A 15,908-nucleotide genomic window follows, 5' to 3' on the forward strand; every position below is an offset into this window, starting at 1 on the left:
TGGTAAAATCGGGGAATTCCCGTTCCTCGAGCCCCACATGACCTGCCGCACCCGCTTCGCCCCCAGTCCTACCGGTTATCTGCATATCGGTGGCGCCCGCACCGCGCTGTACTGCTGGCTGGAGGCCCGCCACCGCGGCGGCGAGTTCGTGCTGCGCATCGAGGATACCGACCGTGAACGCAGCACCCAGGGGGCGATCGACGCCATCCTGGAGGCGATGGAGTGGCTGGGCCTGGACTACGACGAAGGTCCGATCTACCAGACCGACCGGGTGGCCCGTTACCGGGAAGTCGCCGAGCAGCTGATTGCCGACGGCAAGGCCTACTACGCCTATGAAACCCGGGAAGAGCTGGACGCGATGCGCGAAGCCGCCATGGCCAGGCAGGAAAAGCCGCGCTACAACGGTGCCGCGCGCGAGCTGGGCCTGCCGTACCGGGACGACCCGAACCGCGTCATCCGCTTCAAGAATCCGCTGCAGGGTACGGTGGTGTTCGATGACCTGATCAAGGGCCGGATCGAGATCGCCAACAGCGAACTGGATGACATGGTCATCTTCCGTCCGGACGGCTATCCCACCTACAACTTCGCGGTGGTGGTGGATGACTGGGACATGGGCATCACCGAGGTCATCCGCGGTGACGACCACATCAACAACACGCCGCGCCAGATCAACCTGTACGAAGGCATCGGTGCACCGGTGCCGAAGTTCGGCCACATGCCGATGATCCTGGACGAGCAGGGCGCCAAGCTGTCCAAGCGCACCGGTGCCGCCGACGTGATGCAGTACCGGGATGCCGGCTACCTGCCGGACGCACTGCTGAGCTACCTGGCCCGCCTGGGCTGGTCGCATGGTGACCAGGAACTGTTTACCCGCCAGGAACTGATCGACCTGTTCGATGTGAAGGACTGCAACTCCAAGGCGTCGCGCCTGGACATGGCCAAGCTGGGCTGGGTCAACCAGCACTTCCTGAAGACCGCGGAGCCGGCCGACATCGTGCCGCACCTGGTCTACCAGCTGCAGAAGCTGGGCCTGGACGTGGCGGCGGGCCCGGCACCGGTAGACGTGGTGATCGCCCTGCGTGAACGCGTGCAGACCCTGAAGGAAATGGCCGAGAAGGCCGTGGTCTGGTACCAGCCGCTGAACGACTACGACGAAGCCGCAGTGGCCAAGCACTTCAAGGCCGGGGCCGAGGTCGCCCTGGGCAAGGCCCGTGAACTGCTGGCGGCGCTGCCGGAATGGACGGCCGAAGCGGTCGGCACGGCCCTGCACGACACGGCCGCCGCGCTGGAGATCGGCATGGGCAAGGTCGCCCAGCCGCTGCGCGTGGCCATCACCGGTACCCAGGTCAGCCCTGACATTTCCCACACCGTGTACCTGGCCGGCCGTGAGCAGGCCTTGAAACGCATCGACGCGGCCATTACCAAGGTAGCAACGGTCTGAGGCATCCTTGCCAGGCCGAACCGGAGAACGCGCATGCCCGCCAAGACTGCCACTGCCTGTACCGCCCCCCACCACCACGTCCATGACGCATCGGATTTCGTGGCGGTGGTCGAGCGTGTCTCGCGCGAACGCGGGCTGCGCCTGACCCCCATCCGCGCCAACGTACTGAAGCTGATCGCCGAAGCCGGCAAGCCGGTCAAGGCCTACGAGCTGCTGGAATGGGTGCGCAACGGCAAGGGCGTGGGCGCCGATGCCCCGCCCACCGTGTACCGCGCGCTGGACTTCCTGATGGCCAATGGTTTCGTGCACAAGCTGGAATCGGTGAATGCCTTCGTGGCCTGCCACCACCCCAGCAGTGCGGCGCATTCGGTGCCGTTCCTGATCTGCAATAGCTGCCACAGCGCGGTGGAACTGGAAGACCGCGAGATTGTCGGCCAGCTGGAGAAGCGGGCCAAGGAGCTCGGCTTCCAGCCGCAGGCGCAGACGCTGGAAGTGCACGGACTCTGCGCCCGCTGCGCAGGCTGAGCGACCGGTGGGAGTGGGGCCAGATCCCTTTTGCCCTGGCAAAAGGAATCTGACCCCGTTTCACGAGCTCGACCCTACCGGGCCGGCGCAGGCTCGGCCGCCGTATCCACCCGTGCGATCACCGACATGCCGGGACGCAGTCGCGCGGCCAGCTCCTGCCCCGGATCGATCGAGATCCGGATCGGCAGCCGCTGCACCACCTTGGTGAAGTTGCCGCTGGCATTGTCCGGGCGCAGGACGCTGAATTCCGAGCCGGTGGCGGGGGCGATCTGTTCCACATGGCCGCGCAGCACCTGGCCCTGGAACGCGTCCACGGCGAACGTCGCAGGTTGGCCGATGCGCATCTGCCAGGTCTGGCCCTCCTTGTAGTTGGCGACCACCCACAGCGCGTCGGGCACCAGGAACAGCAGCTGCGAGCCGGCGGCCACGTACTGGCCGGTCCGCACGCTGGCCTCGCTGATCTGCCCGTCGCGCGGCGCATGGATCACGGTATTGGCCAGGTCGATGCGTGCCAGTTCCAGTTGCGCCTGTGCGCTTTCCACCTGTGCCTCCAGGCTCTTGCGTGCCACCTGGGTGGAGACCAGCGTTTCCTCGGCGATGCGGATCTGCGCCTGCGACTGCTGCACGCTGGCCTGCGCCGACGCCTGGGTCGTGCGGAACCGGTCGCGGTCATTGATCGACACCAGGCGTTGTGCGGCGAGCTGCTCGTACCGCTTCAGCTCGTTGCGGGAGCGCTCAAGCTCGGCCTTGCCGGCGGACAGGGTGGCCTGGGCCGCAGCGATCTGCGCGCGGTTCTGCGCCTGCGACTGATCGGAGTTGGCCAACGCCGCGCGCGCGCTGTCCAGCGTGGCCTGCGCCTGCGCCACGCGCTGCGCATAGATGCGGTCATCGATGCGCAGCAGGGGTTCGCCCTTCTTCACGTGCTGGAAGTCCTTCACCAGCACCTCGGTCACATAGCCATTGACCTGGGGTGCCATCACCGTGATCTGCCCGCGCACGTAGGCGTTGTCGGTGACCATCACGCTGCTGGCAAACGGCCACAGGTGCCACGCGCGCAGGATCAGTGCGATGCCCAGCAGGGCCACCACGACCATCACTGCCACGCTGCGCGCGCTGGGTTTGAGGTACTTCGGCGCGACCGCCGGCTCAGCCGGCGTGGGCGCAGGTGCCGCGTCGGTCGGCGGCGGTGGGGTCACGTTGTCGGCATCGTCGGGACGGGGCGGGACGGGAGGCATGGCGAAGGACTCAGCGGAGCGCTGCGGGGGAGGCCGCAGCGGAGGAGGGCGGATGGCGCTTGCGCCACTGCTTGAGCACGGCGGTACGCAGCGACAGCAGCAGCAACCAGCACAGGAAGCCGATCGCCAGCCAGCCGCTCAGGGTGAACACATCATTGAACCCACGGACATTGGCCTCGCGGCGCGTCGTCTGTGCCAGCTGCGCGGTGCCCTGCGCGCTGCGCAGCACCGGATCGGTGATCTGCGCGGCGTACAGCTGCTGCTGGATGCGCAGGCGCAGCGCCACCACCGGGTCGGCGGGATCAAACTGGCTGGTCAGCGCGCTGGAATACAGCTGTTCGCGATGCAGCTGGAAGGTTCCCAGCAGCGCCGAGCCGGCCAGCCCGCCCAGCGTCTGGGTGATCGACAGCGTTACCAGGAAGGTGATCATGTGGTCCACACCCTGTTTCAGGGCAGCGGAGATGCCCAGCATGATCAGCGGGCCCATGAACATCCCGGCACCGACCGAGGCCAGGAACTGGCTGAGGTAGAAATCGTGGGGACGGTCCATGCTGGTGCGGTTCTGGTCGAAGAACGCCGCCGAACCCAGCAGCAGGATCGCCATCAGCAGCTGCGGGATCAGCCGCTTCGGGCCGAAGGTCACGGCGGTACCGATGATGCCGGTGACAACCCCTGCCAGAATCACCACGAACAAGGGGCGCAGCTGGTCCGGGCCCATGCCCAGCGTGCGCATCAGGCTGACCACGCCGTAGGACTGCTCGGTGGTCAGGAAGCGGATGAGGAACGCACCCACGATGAAGTGCAGTACCGGCAGGCTGGCCAGCCAGCGCGTCTGCAGCAGTGGATTGCGCCGGTAGTGCTCGATGATGAAGGCGGTGGTCGACAATGCGATCGAGGCGACCAGCGCCCAGCCCAGCCACGGTGTGTCCAGCCACCAGCGCGTGTAGCCCTGGGCCAGCACCACCACCAGCAGCGCAACCGCCGGGGCAAGCAGGCTGAAGGTGAGGAAATCCATGGGCTCGAAGGCCTTGATCTGCACGCCTGGCGGCAGCTTCAGCACCACCACCGCCGCGAACGCACACAGCGCCAGCCCTGCTTCGAAGGAATACAGCTGGTGCCATTGCCCGGTATCGACCAGGCCGGGCGACACGATCCAGGCCAGCGGAACTGCCAGCTGCGACAGACCGACGCCGATCACCAGCAGGTTGCCGGTGAAGCGCCGCGGCAACGCCTGCAGCATGTACAGCGTACCCAGCGTCGAACACGCCGCACCGGCGAAACCGCTGGCCGCGCGCGTCAGCATCGTGGTTTCGAAGCTGCCCACGAACAGGTGCAGCACGGCCAGCGCGGCATACAGCCCCAGGCCGATCTCGGCGAACAAGCGGATGCCGTACTGCTGGCGGAACTTGAAGGCCAGCAGGTTGGCGGTGACGTTGACCATCGCGTAAGCGGCCACCAGCCAGCTGCCCTGGGTCGGGGTGAGCTGCAGTTGCCCCTGCAGGAACGGCAGGTTGGCGGTGACCAGCGCATTGCCGAGGCCGCCGGTGATGGCCACCAGCAGCGACACCAGGGCATAGGCTGCACGCCGGTAGGGTGGGTGCCACGGCATCGAAGCCGATCCGGGCATGGTCGGCTTCTCATGCTCCTCCCAGTCCGGCACCGGCTTCAGATACGGCTGCACCATCAGCGTGCTCCGCTGGCTGCTCCCTGGAGTCCTCCGCGCAGCAGTTGCAGGGCACGCCCGGCCAGACGGGCGCGCTCGTCACGGGTCTTGCCGCGAAGGGCCGCTCCCAGCATGCCGGAGATCAGTGAAATATCCGTTTTTTCCAGATCGGGACGGCACAGGCCTGCGGCGATGGCCCGCTGGATCGGTGCTTCCAGCAGGTCACGTACGGTCTCGCGCGCGGCGCGCATGGAAGGCACGTCCGAATCAACGGCGCGCCAGTAATCGGCCAGCGCAGGTGAATCGATGATGCGCTGGGCCATCCCCTCGAACACCTCGAACAGGGCGTCGTCACGGTCGCCCAGCTGCTCCACCTGGCGGCGGATGCGGTCGACCGCACGCTGCAGCAGGGCCTGGATCAGCGCGGTGCGGTCGGGAAAATTGCGGTACAGCGTGGCCCGGCCCACCTGGGCGCGTTCGACCACCAGGTCCAGCGGAGCGGTGACGCCGTGTTGCCCGAACACATGGTCGGCGGCGTCGAGAATGAGGGCACGGCGGGCAGCGGCATCAGCGCGTTGAGCGGTCATGGGTTCATTTTCGGACAAAAGTGTCCGATGTGCGAGACATTGAGTGACGGGATTGTCCGGTTGTTGTCCTACGCACATCTTTGTGATCGGTGTGTGAATTCGTATCCATGGCAGGTGGGAGGTGCCACCAGGCCGTGTTGATCACGTCACGATGCGGCTCACGACTGAAGCCTTACCGTGTCCAAAAAAAACGGGGGGCCAGCAGGCCCCCCGGGAGAGAACGACAACGAGCGTCGTCAGGGATCAGTGGAACGGCGTCCTGCTGCTGGAGGGGTCAGAAGTACGCGCGGATGCCGAATGCGACACCGCGGCCCGGCAGCGGCGAGTAATCGCGCAGCAGCGAGGTGTGCGGGCGCACTTCACGGTTGGTCAGGTTGCTGCCATCCAGGAACACCTCATAGCTGTTGCTGTCGTTGCGATCCCAGCGGTAGGCCAGGTGCGCATCGACCAGGGTGTAGCCGTCGCTCGGCTCTTCGTTCTGCGCCACGTCCTTCTGCCGGCTGTAACGCACGGCGCCCACCGACGCGCGCCAGCCGTCCTTCGCCCAGCGCAGGTCGGCACCGACGCGGGCCGGGGCGATGCGCGGCAGGTAGCCGGTGTTGGCCAGCTCCACGGTGTAGTTGTGGTTGTGGTCACCGTGCGGCACCGCGATGTCGAGGTTGCGGTTGCCGTTGCCGTCCAGCTTGGCCTGCACGTAATCGCCGAACAGGCGCAGATCCCAGTCGCCTGCGACGCCTTCGAACAGATGCACCAGGGCTTCCGCCTCGGCACCCTTGAACACCGCATCCTGCTGCGTCCATGCACGCACCGGCAGGCCTTCGGTGACGCCGGTGTCGGCCAGGTAGATGAAGTCCTTGAACTTCGTCTGGTAGATCGAGGCGGAGAAGTCCAGGCGATCGCTGTGGGTGTGGATGCCCAGCTCGACACGCTGGCCGCGCTCGGTCTTCAGGTTGGCGTCGCCGATTTCCAGCGAGCGGGTGGCAATGTGCGCGCCAGCGGCATACAGCTCTTCATTGGTGGGGGCACGTTCGGAGCTGTCCACGCCGATGCGCAGGTCGACCGCGTCGTTGAGCTTCCAGATGCCGGCCGCGGACAGATTGGTGGCATCGAACTGCCGGCGGCGGTAATCGCCGGTCGGGTCCAGCTTGACCTGGTCGTGGCGGCCGCCGAGTTCGAGCTTGAACGGGCCGAACTGCTTCTCCTGCAGCACGAACAGGCCGATGTTTTTCGTTCCGGTGTCCGGCACGAATGCTTCTTCGCCCTTGGCGCCGAAATCGCTGTTGCCGAACTGCACGCCGAAGGCGCCGTCCCAGCCACCGACCTGCTGCTGTACGGCTTCCAGGCGGGTTTCGATGCCGCGGTTGGTGAAGCGTGTGGAGGGCGTGCCGGCCTCCAGCTCGACATGCTCGTAGTCGGTGTAGGCCACGCGGGCATTGATGTTCTTCAGGAACGAGACCGGGTTGTAGATGCCGGCCTTGGTCTCGAAGCGGTTCTGCACCATGTCGATGCGTACGTCATGCTCGTCGCCGCCTTCCTCCTCCTCGCCGTGATCATGATCATGGTCGTGGTCATGATCGTCGCCGTCCGCGTGGACGTGGGCGCCATTGGGGATGCCATAGTTGGTGCGATAGGTGCTGGCCGACACGCCGAAGTAGCCGCCCTCGCCCAGCCAGGTGGCACCTACGCCACCGGCCCGGGTGCGGATGGAGCTGTTGTCCAGGCGGCCACGGCGCGGCTCGTCGCCTTCCTCGCCCGCGTGGTCGTGGTCATGGTCTTCGTGGTGGTCTTCCAGGCTGTCGATCACCGCGTAGCCGGGAATGCGGTAGTCGTCGCCGTTGCGCACCAGGCCGTCGACATGCAGCACGACGTTGCCGCTGACGCCGTCGAGGCGGAACATGCCACTGCGTTCGTCATTGACGGAGTTGCCGCGCAGTTCAGCGCGGCCGCTGAGCGGACGGTCGGGCAGCTCGCGGGCGATGCGGCCATCGACGACGTTGACCGCGCCGCCGATCGCACCGCTGCCGAACAGCAGTGTCGCCGGGCCCTTCAGCACTTCGATCTGATCAGCCAGGAACGGTTCGATGCTGGTGGCATGGTCGGCGCTGACGGTGGAGGCATCCATGTTGCCCATGCCGTTGGACAGCACGGCCACCCGCGGGCCTTCCTGGCCGCGGATGATCGGACGACCGACACCGGGGCCGAAGAAGGTGCTCTGCACGCCCGGCAGCTTGGCCACCGTATCGCCGAGGGTGCCTGCCTTCTGTTCGTCCAGGCGCTCGCCGGCGAGCACTTCGACCGGCCGCGCCAGCGACTCGGCATCGCCCTGCAGCGGCGAGGCGGTGACCTGCACCGACGACAGCTCGGTCAGGTGGCGGTCACGGTGCGCATCGTCGTCGCCTGCGGCGAATGCGGCGGACGGCAGCAGCGCGGCGAGCGCCAGGGCGAGGGTGTGCGGCTTGAACCGCAGGGAAGGGGCGGGCATCGAGAAATCCTTGTTACTGTGTATCAATTGTGAAGCGCACGTATCCCGTCGCGGGACAGGGGGAGAGGAGATCGTGCGGACCAGGAAGGGATGTTATATTATTCCATAACGATTCGCCGACCCTGCTGGAAGTCATGTCCCTCTCCTCCCACCTGCGCCATCTGCTCGACCGTTTCGGTGCCACCGGATCGATGCTGTGCGCAGTGCACTGTGCGGTGATTCCGGTGCTGCTGGCCGCAGCGCCTTCGCTGGGCCTGTCGTTCTGGCTCAGCGATGGCGTCGAACAGGCGCTGGTCGTGTTCGTGACCCTGCTGGGTCTGTTCAGCCTTGTCTGGGGCTACCGCCGGCATGGCGCCCTGCGCGCGCTGGCGTTCCTGATTCCCGGACTGGTCGCGCTGTGGGCCGGGGTGCTGTACGACCCGCTGCATCACAACGCCGTGCCGCACGCGGTGGTGATGACCATTGGCGGTCTGCTGGTCGGCGTTGCCCATCTGGTCAATCTGCGGCTCAACCACAGCCACGTACACGACGCCAGCTGCGCGCACTAGGCGCTCCGTGATAGGCTTTCCGATCGTGCGCGGGGGCGTCCAGCAAGGCGGCCCCGCCGAACCCGTGTCAGCACGGGGTAACCAGATTTCACATTTGAGGAGTTGAAGACATGGGTAAGGGTGACCGCAAGACCGCCAAGGGCAAGCGCTACAACGCCAGCTACGGCAACGCCCGTTCGCACACCGCGAGCAAGGTCGCCGTAGGCGCCGCCGCCCCGGTCGCCAAGAAGACCGTGGCCAAGGCTCCGGCGAAGAAGGCCGTGGCGAAGAAGGCCGTCGCCAAGGCCTGATCGGCCGGCCGATGGGTCAACGAAGAGCGCGGCGCCTGGCGCCGCGTTTTTTTATGCGTGTCGTTGCGGCCGCCGCGTTCGCCGGGCCATGCCCGGCGGAGACGTCCGCCCCCCCAGTGCCGTGGTAGCGCCGGGCCATGCCCGGCGGAGACGTCGCCCCCCCCATTGCCGTGGTAGCGCCGGGCCATGCCCGGCGGAGACGCCCGATCAACGCAGCGTCTGCTTCAGTGTCTCGGCATTGCCGTCGTTCGGCGCGGCTGGAACCTGCAGCAGGTGCGCCAGCAGCGGATAGACATCGACGTTGTCGAAGCCGTCGATCAGCAGTCCCTGGCGGAACGACGGGCCGCTCGCCACGAACACCGCACGCATCGACGGCAGCGCCGGATCGTAGCCGTGCGAGCCGCCGTCGCGACGATCGCGCCTGGCGATCCAGTCCCGGGTCAGCGCGTCCCAGCCTTCATCCATCTGGCAGACGATGGCGGGTATGCGTGGATGCGTGCCGTAATGCCAGCGCGCAGGCAGGTTCTCCTTCTTCCAGCATTCGTAGTGGGCATGGCGGCCGAGCAGGGCACGTTCGGCCTCGGCTTCACGCCCCGCGACCGGCGCGAAGCCGACCGACTGGCCCTGGCTGACGTTGCGTGCGATGGCCGGGTCCACCATCGACTCGGTGGCGATCACCTGGCCGTCGCCCACCGCGGCCATGCCGTGATCGGAAACCACGATCACATTGGTGGTGGCTGCCAGGCCACGCTGCTGCAGTCCGTCGAGCACCTGGCCGACAACCTGGTCGGCCCGCACGATGGCTGCCGTGTACTGCTGCGACTGCGGCCCATGGTGATGCCCGGCCTTGTCGACGTGTTCCATGTACAGCGTGGCCAGGCGCGGCGCATCGGCATCGCTGCGTGCCAGCCAGCCCAGTACGGTCTGCACACGTTGCTCGAACGGTTCCTTGTCGTTGTACGCCAGCCACTGGCTGGGGCGCACGCCCTTGATCTCCGCTTCGCTGCCCGGCCAGGACCAGGTCGCGGCACGCACGCCGGCTTTCTCCGCGCTGACCCAGATCGGCTCGCCGCCCCACCAGTCGCTGCGGGTGACCGCCTCGCGGTTGCTCAGCGCGAAACTGCCCAGCGATGCGTCGTCCATCGCATTGTGGATGATGCCGTGATGGTCAGGGCGCAGACCGGTCACGATGGTGTAGTGGTTGGGGAAGGTCAGCGAGGGATAGGAGGGCGTCATCCAGCGTGCGCGCACGCCGCTGTCGATCATCCGCTGCAGGTTCGGAGTCAGCCCGCGGTCCAGCGCGTCGGCACGCAGGCCATCGATGGAGATCAGCAGCAGCTTCGGCGGTGCGGCCGTTGCCGCAGGCGTGGAGACGGTGGCGGTCGGGGCGGGTGCGGTGGTGCAGGCGGCCAACGGCAGCAGCAGCGCCAGCGCGCAGGTCAGGCGTACGGAAGTCATCCGCCCATCATAGTGCGAGGTAATGACGCGCCCAAGACACGTCGCGCCAGGACCGTCCGCGGTCAGATCCCTTTCCCAGGGGAAAGGGATATGACCCCGATCTCCCATCAGGCGAACAGCGGTACCTGGCGTTGCTCAAGCCGCAGCAGTGCTGCCTTGGTCTCCAGCCCGCCGCCGAAACCGGTCAGCGCGCCGTTGCTGCCGATCACGCGATGGCAGGGCAGGATGATCGGCAGCGGATTTCGGCCGTTGGCGGCGCCGACCGCGCGCGTCGCACTGGGCTGGCCCAGGTGCTGCGCCAGCTGCAGGTAGCTCCAGGTCTGGCCGAACGGTATCAACGCCAGGGCATGCCACACGCGCAGCTGGAACGGGGTGCCGCGGGGTGCCAGCAGCAGATCGAATGTGCTGCGTTCGCCATGCAGGTACTGCAGCAGCTGTTCGCGGGCCTCGGGCAACGCGCCGGGCGCATTGTGCCAGTCGCTGCGTCCGCGCGCGGGGTGGCGGTTTTCAGGAAACAGCACGTGGGCCAGGCCACGTTCGTCGCCGGCGATGGTGAGCTCGCCGATCGGGCTGTCAAAACGGTCGAACAACAGCGTCATGTCGGTTCTCCAACGAACGTGCCGGACAGATGCCACAGATGCAGCACCGCATACGAGCGCCAGGGGCGCCAGGGCTGGGATCGTGCTTCGGTGGCGCGCTCGCTCAGGCGCTGCCCTTGGGCATGGCCGAGCACCTGCTGCAGTACCAGGTCACCTGCAGGAAAGGCGTCGGGCTGGCCCAGTCCGCGCAGGGCGATGTACTGCGCCGTCCACGGGCCGATGCCGGGCAGTGCCACGCAGCGGGCGACGAATTCCTCCAGTGCCTGGCCGGGTCCGAAGTCGAGCTGGCCACTGACGCAGGCTGCGGCCAGTGCGCGCACGGTGGCGGCGCGGCTGCGTGGCAGACCGATCGATTCCAGAGGGGCGTCCGCCAATACCGAGGGAGAGGGGAACTGGCGGTCGAACTCCGTCGGCATGCCCGGCAGATGGGCGCCATGCGCATCGACCAGCCGGCGCGCGAAGGTGGTCGCCGCCGCGACGCTGACCTGCTGGCCGAGCACGGCACGCACCGCCACTTCGAAGCCATCCCAGCCGCCCGGCACGCGCAGGCCAGGGCGTTCGGCGATGCCGCGCGCCAGCAGCGGCTCTTCACCGAGCGCGGCATGCACCTGCTGCAGGTCGGCATCGAGATCGAATACCCGCCGCACGCGTCGCACGATGTCCGGTATCAGCCGCGGATCGACCGCACCCAACTGCAGGCGCAGTTCCGGCCGCTTCGGATCAGCCGTCACCCGCAGCAGGGTGGGTCGTTCAGGCGTGCCGAGCACGCGCTGGTAGCTGTCGTCGCCGATCAGTTCGATGCCCGGCAGGCTGCGCTTGCGCAGGAACGCCAGCATGCGCGGAAAATCCAGCGGAGGCCGGTAGCCCAGGCGCAGCACCAGGCCACCGTCATCGGCGGCCAGCGGGACGTGTTGGCGGCGCAGCGTGGTCGGCGCCATCCCGCAGCCCTGCAGGAAGGCGGTGTTGAAGCGGCGCAGGCTGTTGTAGCCCGCCGCGAGCGCAACGTCGGTGACCGGTAGGGTGGTTTCGGTCAGCAGCTGCTTGGCCAGCAGCAGGCGGTGGGTGGCGTGGATCTGGCCGGGCGTGGCGCCCAGGTGCTCCACGAACAGGCGCTGCAGCTGGCGTGCGCTGAGGCCGATCTTCGCAGCCAGTCCGGCAACCGGCTGCTCCTGCAGGAAGCCGCCGTGGATCAACGCCAGCGCCCGCTGTACGGCCTGGCCGGCCAGCGCCTGCTGTGCCTGCGGTGCCAGTTCGGGACGGCAGCGCAGGCAGGGCCGGTAACCGGCGGCAGTGGCTGCGGCCGCACTCGGGAAATAGGTGATGTTGCGCGGCTTCGGCGGCGGCGCCGGGCAGACCGGCCGGCAGTAGATGCCGGTGCTGCGCACGGCGGTGAAGAACACGCCGTCAAAGCGCGCGTCACGGGCGAGGCGGGCACGGTCGCAGGCAGCGGTGTCGAGGACGAGGGCGGTGTTCATGCGCCCAGTCTAGGCCGCTCATGTGGCGGATACTCGCCGGATTCGGACATGGATGCAGCGGGTCGCGATCCGGGGTCAGAACCGGTTCAGTGCCACGTGCTGAATGCGCGCGCCGGGCAGGTAGACTGTGATCCTTGTTCCTGCGAAATCCGGTTGCCCGATGTCCGCCTTGATCCGCTGGTTGCCCCTGTTGTGCCTGGCCCTTGCGGGCTGCAGCCAGTTGGAGAACCCGGGCAACGTGACCGCGGCTGACAAGGCGGCACGGGCACCGGCCAGTGATGGCGACAACATGGTGTCGATCAATGCCGCCGACGCCCCACCACCGCCGTCCCCGCCGCGCAGCCGCGCTGATCGGCCGTGGCCGCAGGCGCAGCTGGAGAACGGCCGGGCCTGGGTCAGCTGCAGCACCGATTACGCAGCCGAAGGCGGCGACGGCGTGGAGCTGGACGGGCTGCAGCGCGAGCAGATCAGCCAGGCGCTGCAGCCGTGTGCCGAGCGGGGCCTGCTGCGGGTGCGCTACAACGGCAAGATCAATCCCGGGTTCGCCGAAATGATGTGGCGCCTGGCCGTGGTGGCCGACGCGCTGGAGATCCACAAGCGCATCCTCGATCTCGACTCCAGTGGTGGCCAGGTCGAGTCGGCGATCATTGCCGGCGACAGCATCGGCGAATCGGGCTGGACCATCTGGGTGCGCGAAGGATCGATCTGCCACAGCGCCTGCGTGTTCGTGCTCGCGGCCGGCGACAACCGCCTGCTGACCGGCAAGGTCGGCATCCACCGCATGATGCGCATCAGCTCCAAGGCAACCTCGCGCGCCGAGCTCAACCGCGAGCTGCACGAGGTCTACGACAACGTGAAGGATTATTTGCAGCGCAACGGCGTGGCGGTGGGCGTTGCCGATCTGATGATGACCGTGCCCAACCGCAGCCTGCGCCTGCTGACCCCGGAGGAACTGCGGCAGTTCGGCCTGGATGGCACCAATGCGGTGCAGGACGACCTGGAACGGATCAAGCAGATGCGCGCGTGTGGCGACGATTTCGTGCAGCGCAAGGACGCGTTCCTGATCGCCTTCGACCAGCAGTGCAAGCGCGACGGTGCGGACATGGAATCGATCAACAGCTGCGGCCAGTCGCTCAAGCAGCGGTTCGGTTTCCCCGATCCGGTCTGCCCCGAGGAGAGCCCGCTGTCGGAGATCGACGTGGCCACGCTGCCACCGTCTCCTCCGCCGCAGGTTCCGGTGGCGGAACAGCCGGCAGTGGAGACGGAGACCCAGGCCTCACAGGCCGATGCCGAAGCAACCCAGGGCAGCGTGCCGCTGCGCTGACAAACGCCTCACCCGGCTGGCGTAGACTGCGGTTCCTTCCGATGAACCGGTGGTGTCCATGAAGCGCGTGCTCCTGCTGCTGTCCCTGTTGCCGCTTGCTGCATTCGCCCAGGTGCCCGCGCCCGCCACGCCGGCGCCGGCTCCGGCACGCCCGGCACCGAGCGCGCCGGCCGCCGCGCCACCGGCGACAGCGGCACGGCCGTCCGCACCGGCCCTCAGCCCGGCACAGCAGGCGCAGGTGCAGAAGCAGGACGCGGAGATGGGGGCGGCCGCACTGAGGGCCGCGCAGATGGTCGACGCCAACCGCGCGGGCGAGTTGTGGGATGGCGCATCAGCCGTAGCGCGGCGCGCGGTGACCAAGCCGGCCTTCATCAGCCAGCTGACCGCCGACCGCACCCGTCTGGGGGCCTTGAGTGGTCGCGGCCAACCGTCCATTACCCGGGTGAAGTACGCGGCCGGCGCCGCCGTGCCCGAAGGCCTGTACATCAATGTCAGCTTCCCGACCCGCTTCGCCAACAGTGCGCAGCCCGTGCGCGAACTGGTCTCGTTCCGCTTCGATGAGGACCAGGTCTGGCGCCTGGCCGGTTACAGCCTGCGCGCGCCCGGGCCCTGAAGGAGAACGGCATGGCGACCGAACTGACACTGCTGGCGTGGTCGACGCTGCTGGGGTTTGTCTACATCTTCGCCACCTCCACGGTGGTGACCCGCGAGCGGGGCATGAAGTGGAACGCGTCGGCGCGCGATGAACAGGGCCGGCCACTCAGCCCGCTGGCAGGGCGGCTGCAACGGGCCCAGTCCAACTTCCTTGAAACGTTCCCGTTCTTCGCCGCCGCCGCGATCGCGGTGGTGGTGGCCGGTCGCAGCAGCGACACCACGGTACTGGCCGCGCAGGCGTACTTCTGGGCACGGGTGGTCTACCTGCCGCTGTACGCCGCAGGTGTGCCCTACGTGCGCAGCCTGGTGTGGCTGGTGTCGCTGCTGTCGATCCTGGCGCTGGTGTTCGCACTGCTGTGAGCCGGGTCTGATCCAGATCAAGGCCGGTCAGCTTTGCGGCGCTATGCTGGCTGCGACTGGATCGATGGTGGGAGGCGCGCATGCGCAGGATGGACGTGGTGGTGGTTGGCGCGGGGCCGGCAGGACTGTGCTTCGCACGTGCGCTGGCCGGCAGCGGGCTGCAGATCGGGCTGATCGAAGCGCAGCCACGCCAGGCGCTCGCCGAAGCGGCGTTCGACGGCCGCGAGATCGCGCTGACCCACGCGTCGCGGCAGAGCCTGGAGCAGCTGGGGCTGTGGGCACGCCTGCCGGAGGCCGAGATCTCCGAACTGCGCGATGCCAAGGTGATGAATGGCGGCTCGCCATTCGCACTGACCTTCGCCAGCAGCCAGGTCGATGGCCAGCCGTTGGGTTGGCTGGTGCCCAATCATCTGATCCGCCGTGCGGCGTGGGACACGGTGCAGCGCCAGGACGGCCTGGAACTGTTCGACGGGCGCAAGGTGCAGGGCGTGCAGGCCGATACGCAGGGCCATGTGGTCACGCTGGATGATGGCAGCAGGCTGCACGCGCGGTTGCTGGTGGCCGCGGACAGCCGCTTCTCCGCAACCCGGCGCATGCTCGGCATCGGTGCGCAGATGCGCGACTTCGGCAAGTCGATGCTGGTGTGCCGCATGCGCGTCGAACGCGACCATCACCACACCGCGTGGGAGTGGTTCGGCTATGGTCGTACGATGGCGCTGCTGCCGCTCAACGAAGGCCAGGCATCTGCGGTGATCACGCTGCCCCCGCGGCGGATCGAGGATCTGCTGGCGATGGATGAGGTGGCCTTCGGTGAGGCCATCAGCGGCTTCTTCGAGCATCGGCTCGGGGGCATGCAGCCGGTCGCCACGCCGCAGGCCTATCCGTTGGTGGGTGTGTATGCGCACCATTTCGCAGGCGAGCGCTCGGCGCTGATCGGCGATGCCGCGGTGGGCATGCACCCGGTCACCGCCCATGGCTTCAACCTGGGCCTGGCCAGTGCCCAGCGCCTGGCGCGGGGCATCGCCGGCCAGCAGCGCCGCGGTGCGGACATCGCCGCGGCCGGAATGCTGGCCAGCTACCAGCGTGGTCATCGGATGGCGGCGCGACCGCTGTACGAGGCGACCAATGCGATCGCCAGCCTGTACACCGATGATCGGCGCCCGGCGCGGCTGCTGCGGGCAGCGGGCCTGCGTGTCGCCCAGGGCGTGGCGCCGTTCAGGCAGCTGATCGCCTCGCACCTGACCCAGCGCGTGGCCTGAACAGGGTC

At 67.8% G+C, this 15,908-nt stretch carries 15 protein-coding genes; 8 read left to right on the plus strand and 7 right to left on the minus strand.

Features of this window, described 5'->3' with window-relative positions; genetic code table 11:
- The first annotated feature begins 37 nt into the window (after window positions 1-37).
- Window positions 38-1,441, plus strand: coding sequence for a glutamate--tRNA ligase (gene gltX / locus ACZLIF_RS06605; protein WP_128990059.1), 1,404 nt, complete (start codon window positions 38-40; stop codon window positions 1,439-1,441).
- A gap of 33 nt (window positions 1,442-1,474) precedes the next feature.
- Window positions 1,475-1,966, plus strand: a complete 492-nt coding sequence (locus tag ACZLIF_RS06610; protein WP_053517393.1) for a Fur family transcriptional regulator — start codon at window positions 1,475-1,477, stop codon at window positions 1,964-1,966.
- Between the two features lie 74 nt (window positions 1,967-2,040).
- On the opposite strand, the gene ACZLIF_RS06615 is transcribed toward ACZLIF_RS06610, so the two are convergent.
- The 4 genes from ACZLIF_RS06615 to ACZLIF_RS06630 form a co-directional block, all read right to left on the minus strand.
- Window positions 2,041-3,201 carry an HlyD family secretion protein gene (locus tag ACZLIF_RS06615; RefSeq protein WP_074900901.1) on the minus strand — a complete coding sequence of 387 codons (1,161 nt, stop codon included), beginning with the start codon at window positions 3,199-3,201 and terminating at the stop codon, window positions 2,041-2,043.
- A 10-nt stretch (window positions 3,202-3,211) separates the two neighbouring features.
- Window positions 3,212-4,885, minus strand: coding sequence for an MFS transporter (locus tag ACZLIF_RS06620; RefSeq protein WP_128990057.1), 1,674 nt, complete (start codon window positions 4,883-4,885; stop codon window positions 3,212-3,214).
- On the minus strand, window positions 4,885-5,451 hold the full coding sequence (locus tag ACZLIF_RS06625) for a TetR/AcrR family transcriptional regulator (RefSeq protein WP_053518751.1): 567 nt from the start codon (window positions 5,449-5,451) through the stop codon (window positions 4,885-4,887). Before ACZLIF_RS06625 ends, ACZLIF_RS06620 begins: the two co-directional genes overlap by 1 nt.
- Window positions 5,452-5,725: 274 nt before the next feature.
- Complete coding sequence (locus ACZLIF_RS06630) at window positions 5,726-7,933, minus strand: TonB-dependent receptor (protein ID WP_128990055.1); 2,208 nt, start codon at window positions 7,931-7,933, stop codon at window positions 5,726-5,728.
- A 134-nt stretch (window positions 7,934-8,067) separates the two neighbouring features.
- Here ACZLIF_RS06630 and ACZLIF_RS06635 point away from each other — a divergent pair, with 134 nt between their 5' ends.
- Window positions 8,068-8,481: a MerC domain-containing protein gene (locus ACZLIF_RS06635; RefSeq protein ID WP_053518754.1), complete on the plus strand. Its 414-nt coding sequence runs from the start codon at window positions 8,068-8,070 to the stop codon at window positions 8,479-8,481.
- A 110-nt stretch (window positions 8,482-8,591) separates the two neighbouring features.
- Window positions 8,592-8,771, plus strand: a complete 180-nt coding sequence (locus ACZLIF_RS06640) for a 30S ribosomal protein THX (RefSeq protein WP_004150462.1) — start codon at window positions 8,592-8,594, stop codon at window positions 8,769-8,771.
- A gap of 207 nt (window positions 8,772-8,978) precedes the next feature.
- Here ACZLIF_RS06640 and ACZLIF_RS06645 read toward each other — a convergent pair whose 3' ends face one another.
- From ACZLIF_RS06645 to ACZLIF_RS06655, 3 genes are all read right to left on the minus strand, one after another.
- Complete coding sequence (locus tag ACZLIF_RS06645) at window positions 8,979-10,229, minus strand: alkaline phosphatase family protein (protein ID WP_128990053.1); 1,251 nt, start codon at window positions 10,227-10,229, stop codon at window positions 8,979-8,981.
- A gap of 107 nt (window positions 10,230-10,336) precedes the next feature.
- Window positions 10,337-10,828, minus strand: coding sequence for a methylated-DNA--[protein]-cysteine S-methyltransferase (locus ACZLIF_RS06650; protein ID WP_065181155.1), 492 nt, complete (start codon window positions 10,826-10,828; stop codon window positions 10,337-10,339).
- A complete protein-coding gene (locus tag ACZLIF_RS06655; protein WP_111185821.1) occupies window positions 10,825-12,303 on the minus strand; it encodes a DNA-3-methyladenine glycosylase 2 family protein in 1,479 nt (492 codons plus the stop codon). Before ACZLIF_RS06655 ends, ACZLIF_RS06650 begins: the two co-directional genes overlap by 4 nt.
- Window positions 12,304-12,463: 160 nt before the next feature.
- On the opposite strand from ACZLIF_RS06655, the gene ACZLIF_RS06660 reads away from it, so the two are divergent.
- The 4 genes from ACZLIF_RS06660 to ubiM all read left to right on the plus strand — a co-directional run bounded on the left by ACZLIF_RS06660 (window position 12,464) and on the right by ubiM (window position 15,900).
- Complete coding sequence (locus tag ACZLIF_RS06660; protein WP_128990051.1) at window positions 12,464-13,627, plus strand: COG3904 family protein; 1,164 nt, start codon at window positions 12,464-12,466, stop codon at window positions 13,625-13,627.
- Window positions 13,628-13,685: 58 nt separating this feature from the next.
- Complete coding sequence (locus tag ACZLIF_RS06665) at window positions 13,686-14,240, plus strand: DUF4019 domain-containing protein (protein WP_128990049.1); 555 nt, start codon at window positions 13,686-13,688, stop codon at window positions 14,238-14,240.
- An 11-nt stretch (window positions 14,241-14,251) separates the two neighbouring features.
- Window positions 14,252-14,641: an MAPEG family protein gene (locus ACZLIF_RS06670; RefSeq protein WP_128990047.1), complete on the plus strand. Its 390-nt coding sequence runs from the start codon at window positions 14,252-14,254 to the stop codon at window positions 14,639-14,641.
- 80 nt (window positions 14,642-14,721) lie between these two features.
- Entirely contained in the window at window positions 14,722-15,900 is a 1,179-nt protein-coding gene (gene ubiM, locus ACZLIF_RS06675; RefSeq protein WP_128990045.1) for a 5-demethoxyubiquinol-8 5-hydroxylase UbiM, read from the plus strand.
- Window positions 15,901-15,908: the final 8 nt, after the last annotated feature.

It is taken from the genome of Stenotrophomonas sp. 2201_Sma (assembly GCF_056486685.1).

What these genes read in the sequence shown, in the direction of transcription:
- gltX (WP_128990059.1), top strand. Translation starts at nt 38, where the DNA reads ATGACCTGCCGCACCCGCTTCGCCCCCAGTCCTACCGGTTATCTGCAT.
- ACZLIF_RS06610 (WP_053517393.1), top strand. Translation starts at nt 1,475, where the DNA reads ATGCCCGCCAAGACTGCCACTGCCTGTACCGCCCCCCACCACCACGTC.
- ACZLIF_RS06615 (WP_074900901.1), bottom strand. Translation starts at nt 3,201, where the DNA reads ATGCCTCCCGTCCCGCCCCGTCCCGACGATGCCGACAACGTGACCCCA.
- ACZLIF_RS06620 (WP_128990057.1), bottom strand. Translation starts at nt 4,885, where the DNA reads ATGGTGCAGCCGTATCTGAAGCCGGTGCCGGACTGGGAGGAGCATGAG.
- ACZLIF_RS06625 (WP_053518751.1), bottom strand. Translation starts at nt 5,451, where the DNA reads ATGACCGCTCAACGCGCTGATGCCGCTGCCCGCCGTGCCCTCATTCTC.
- ACZLIF_RS06630 (WP_128990055.1), bottom strand. Translation starts at nt 7,933, where the DNA reads ATGCCCGCCCCTTCCCTGCGGTTCAAGCCGCACACCCTCGCCCTGGCG.
- ACZLIF_RS06635 (WP_053518754.1), top strand. Translation starts at nt 8,068, where the DNA reads ATGTCCCTCTCCTCCCACCTGCGCCATCTGCTCGACCGTTTCGGTGCC.
- ACZLIF_RS06640 (WP_004150462.1), top strand. Translation starts at nt 8,592, where the DNA reads ATGGGTAAGGGTGACCGCAAGACCGCCAAGGGCAAGCGCTACAACGCC.
- ACZLIF_RS06645 (WP_128990053.1), bottom strand. Translation starts at nt 10,229, where the DNA reads ATGACTTCCGTACGCCTGACCTGCGCGCTGGCGCTGCTGCTGCCGTTG.
- ACZLIF_RS06650 (WP_065181155.1), bottom strand. Translation starts at nt 10,828, where the DNA reads ATGACGCTGTTGTTCGACCGTTTTGACAGCCCGATCGGCGAGCTCACC.
- ACZLIF_RS06655 (WP_111185821.1), bottom strand. Translation starts at nt 12,303, where the DNA reads ATGAACACCGCCCTCGTCCTCGACACCGCTGCCTGCGACCGTGCCCGC.
- ACZLIF_RS06660 (WP_128990051.1), top strand. Translation starts at nt 12,464, where the DNA reads ATGTCCGCCTTGATCCGCTGGTTGCCCCTGTTGTGCCTGGCCCTTGCG.
- ACZLIF_RS06665 (WP_128990049.1), top strand. Translation starts at nt 13,686, where the DNA reads ATGAAGCGCGTGCTCCTGCTGCTGTCCCTGTTGCCGCTTGCTGCATTC.
- ACZLIF_RS06670 (WP_128990047.1), top strand. Translation starts at nt 14,252, where the DNA reads ATGGCGACCGAACTGACACTGCTGGCGTGGTCGACGCTGCTGGGGTTT.
- ubiM (WP_128990045.1), top strand. Translation starts at nt 14,722, where the DNA reads ATGCGCAGGATGGACGTGGTGGTGGTTGGCGCGGGGCCGGCAGGACTG.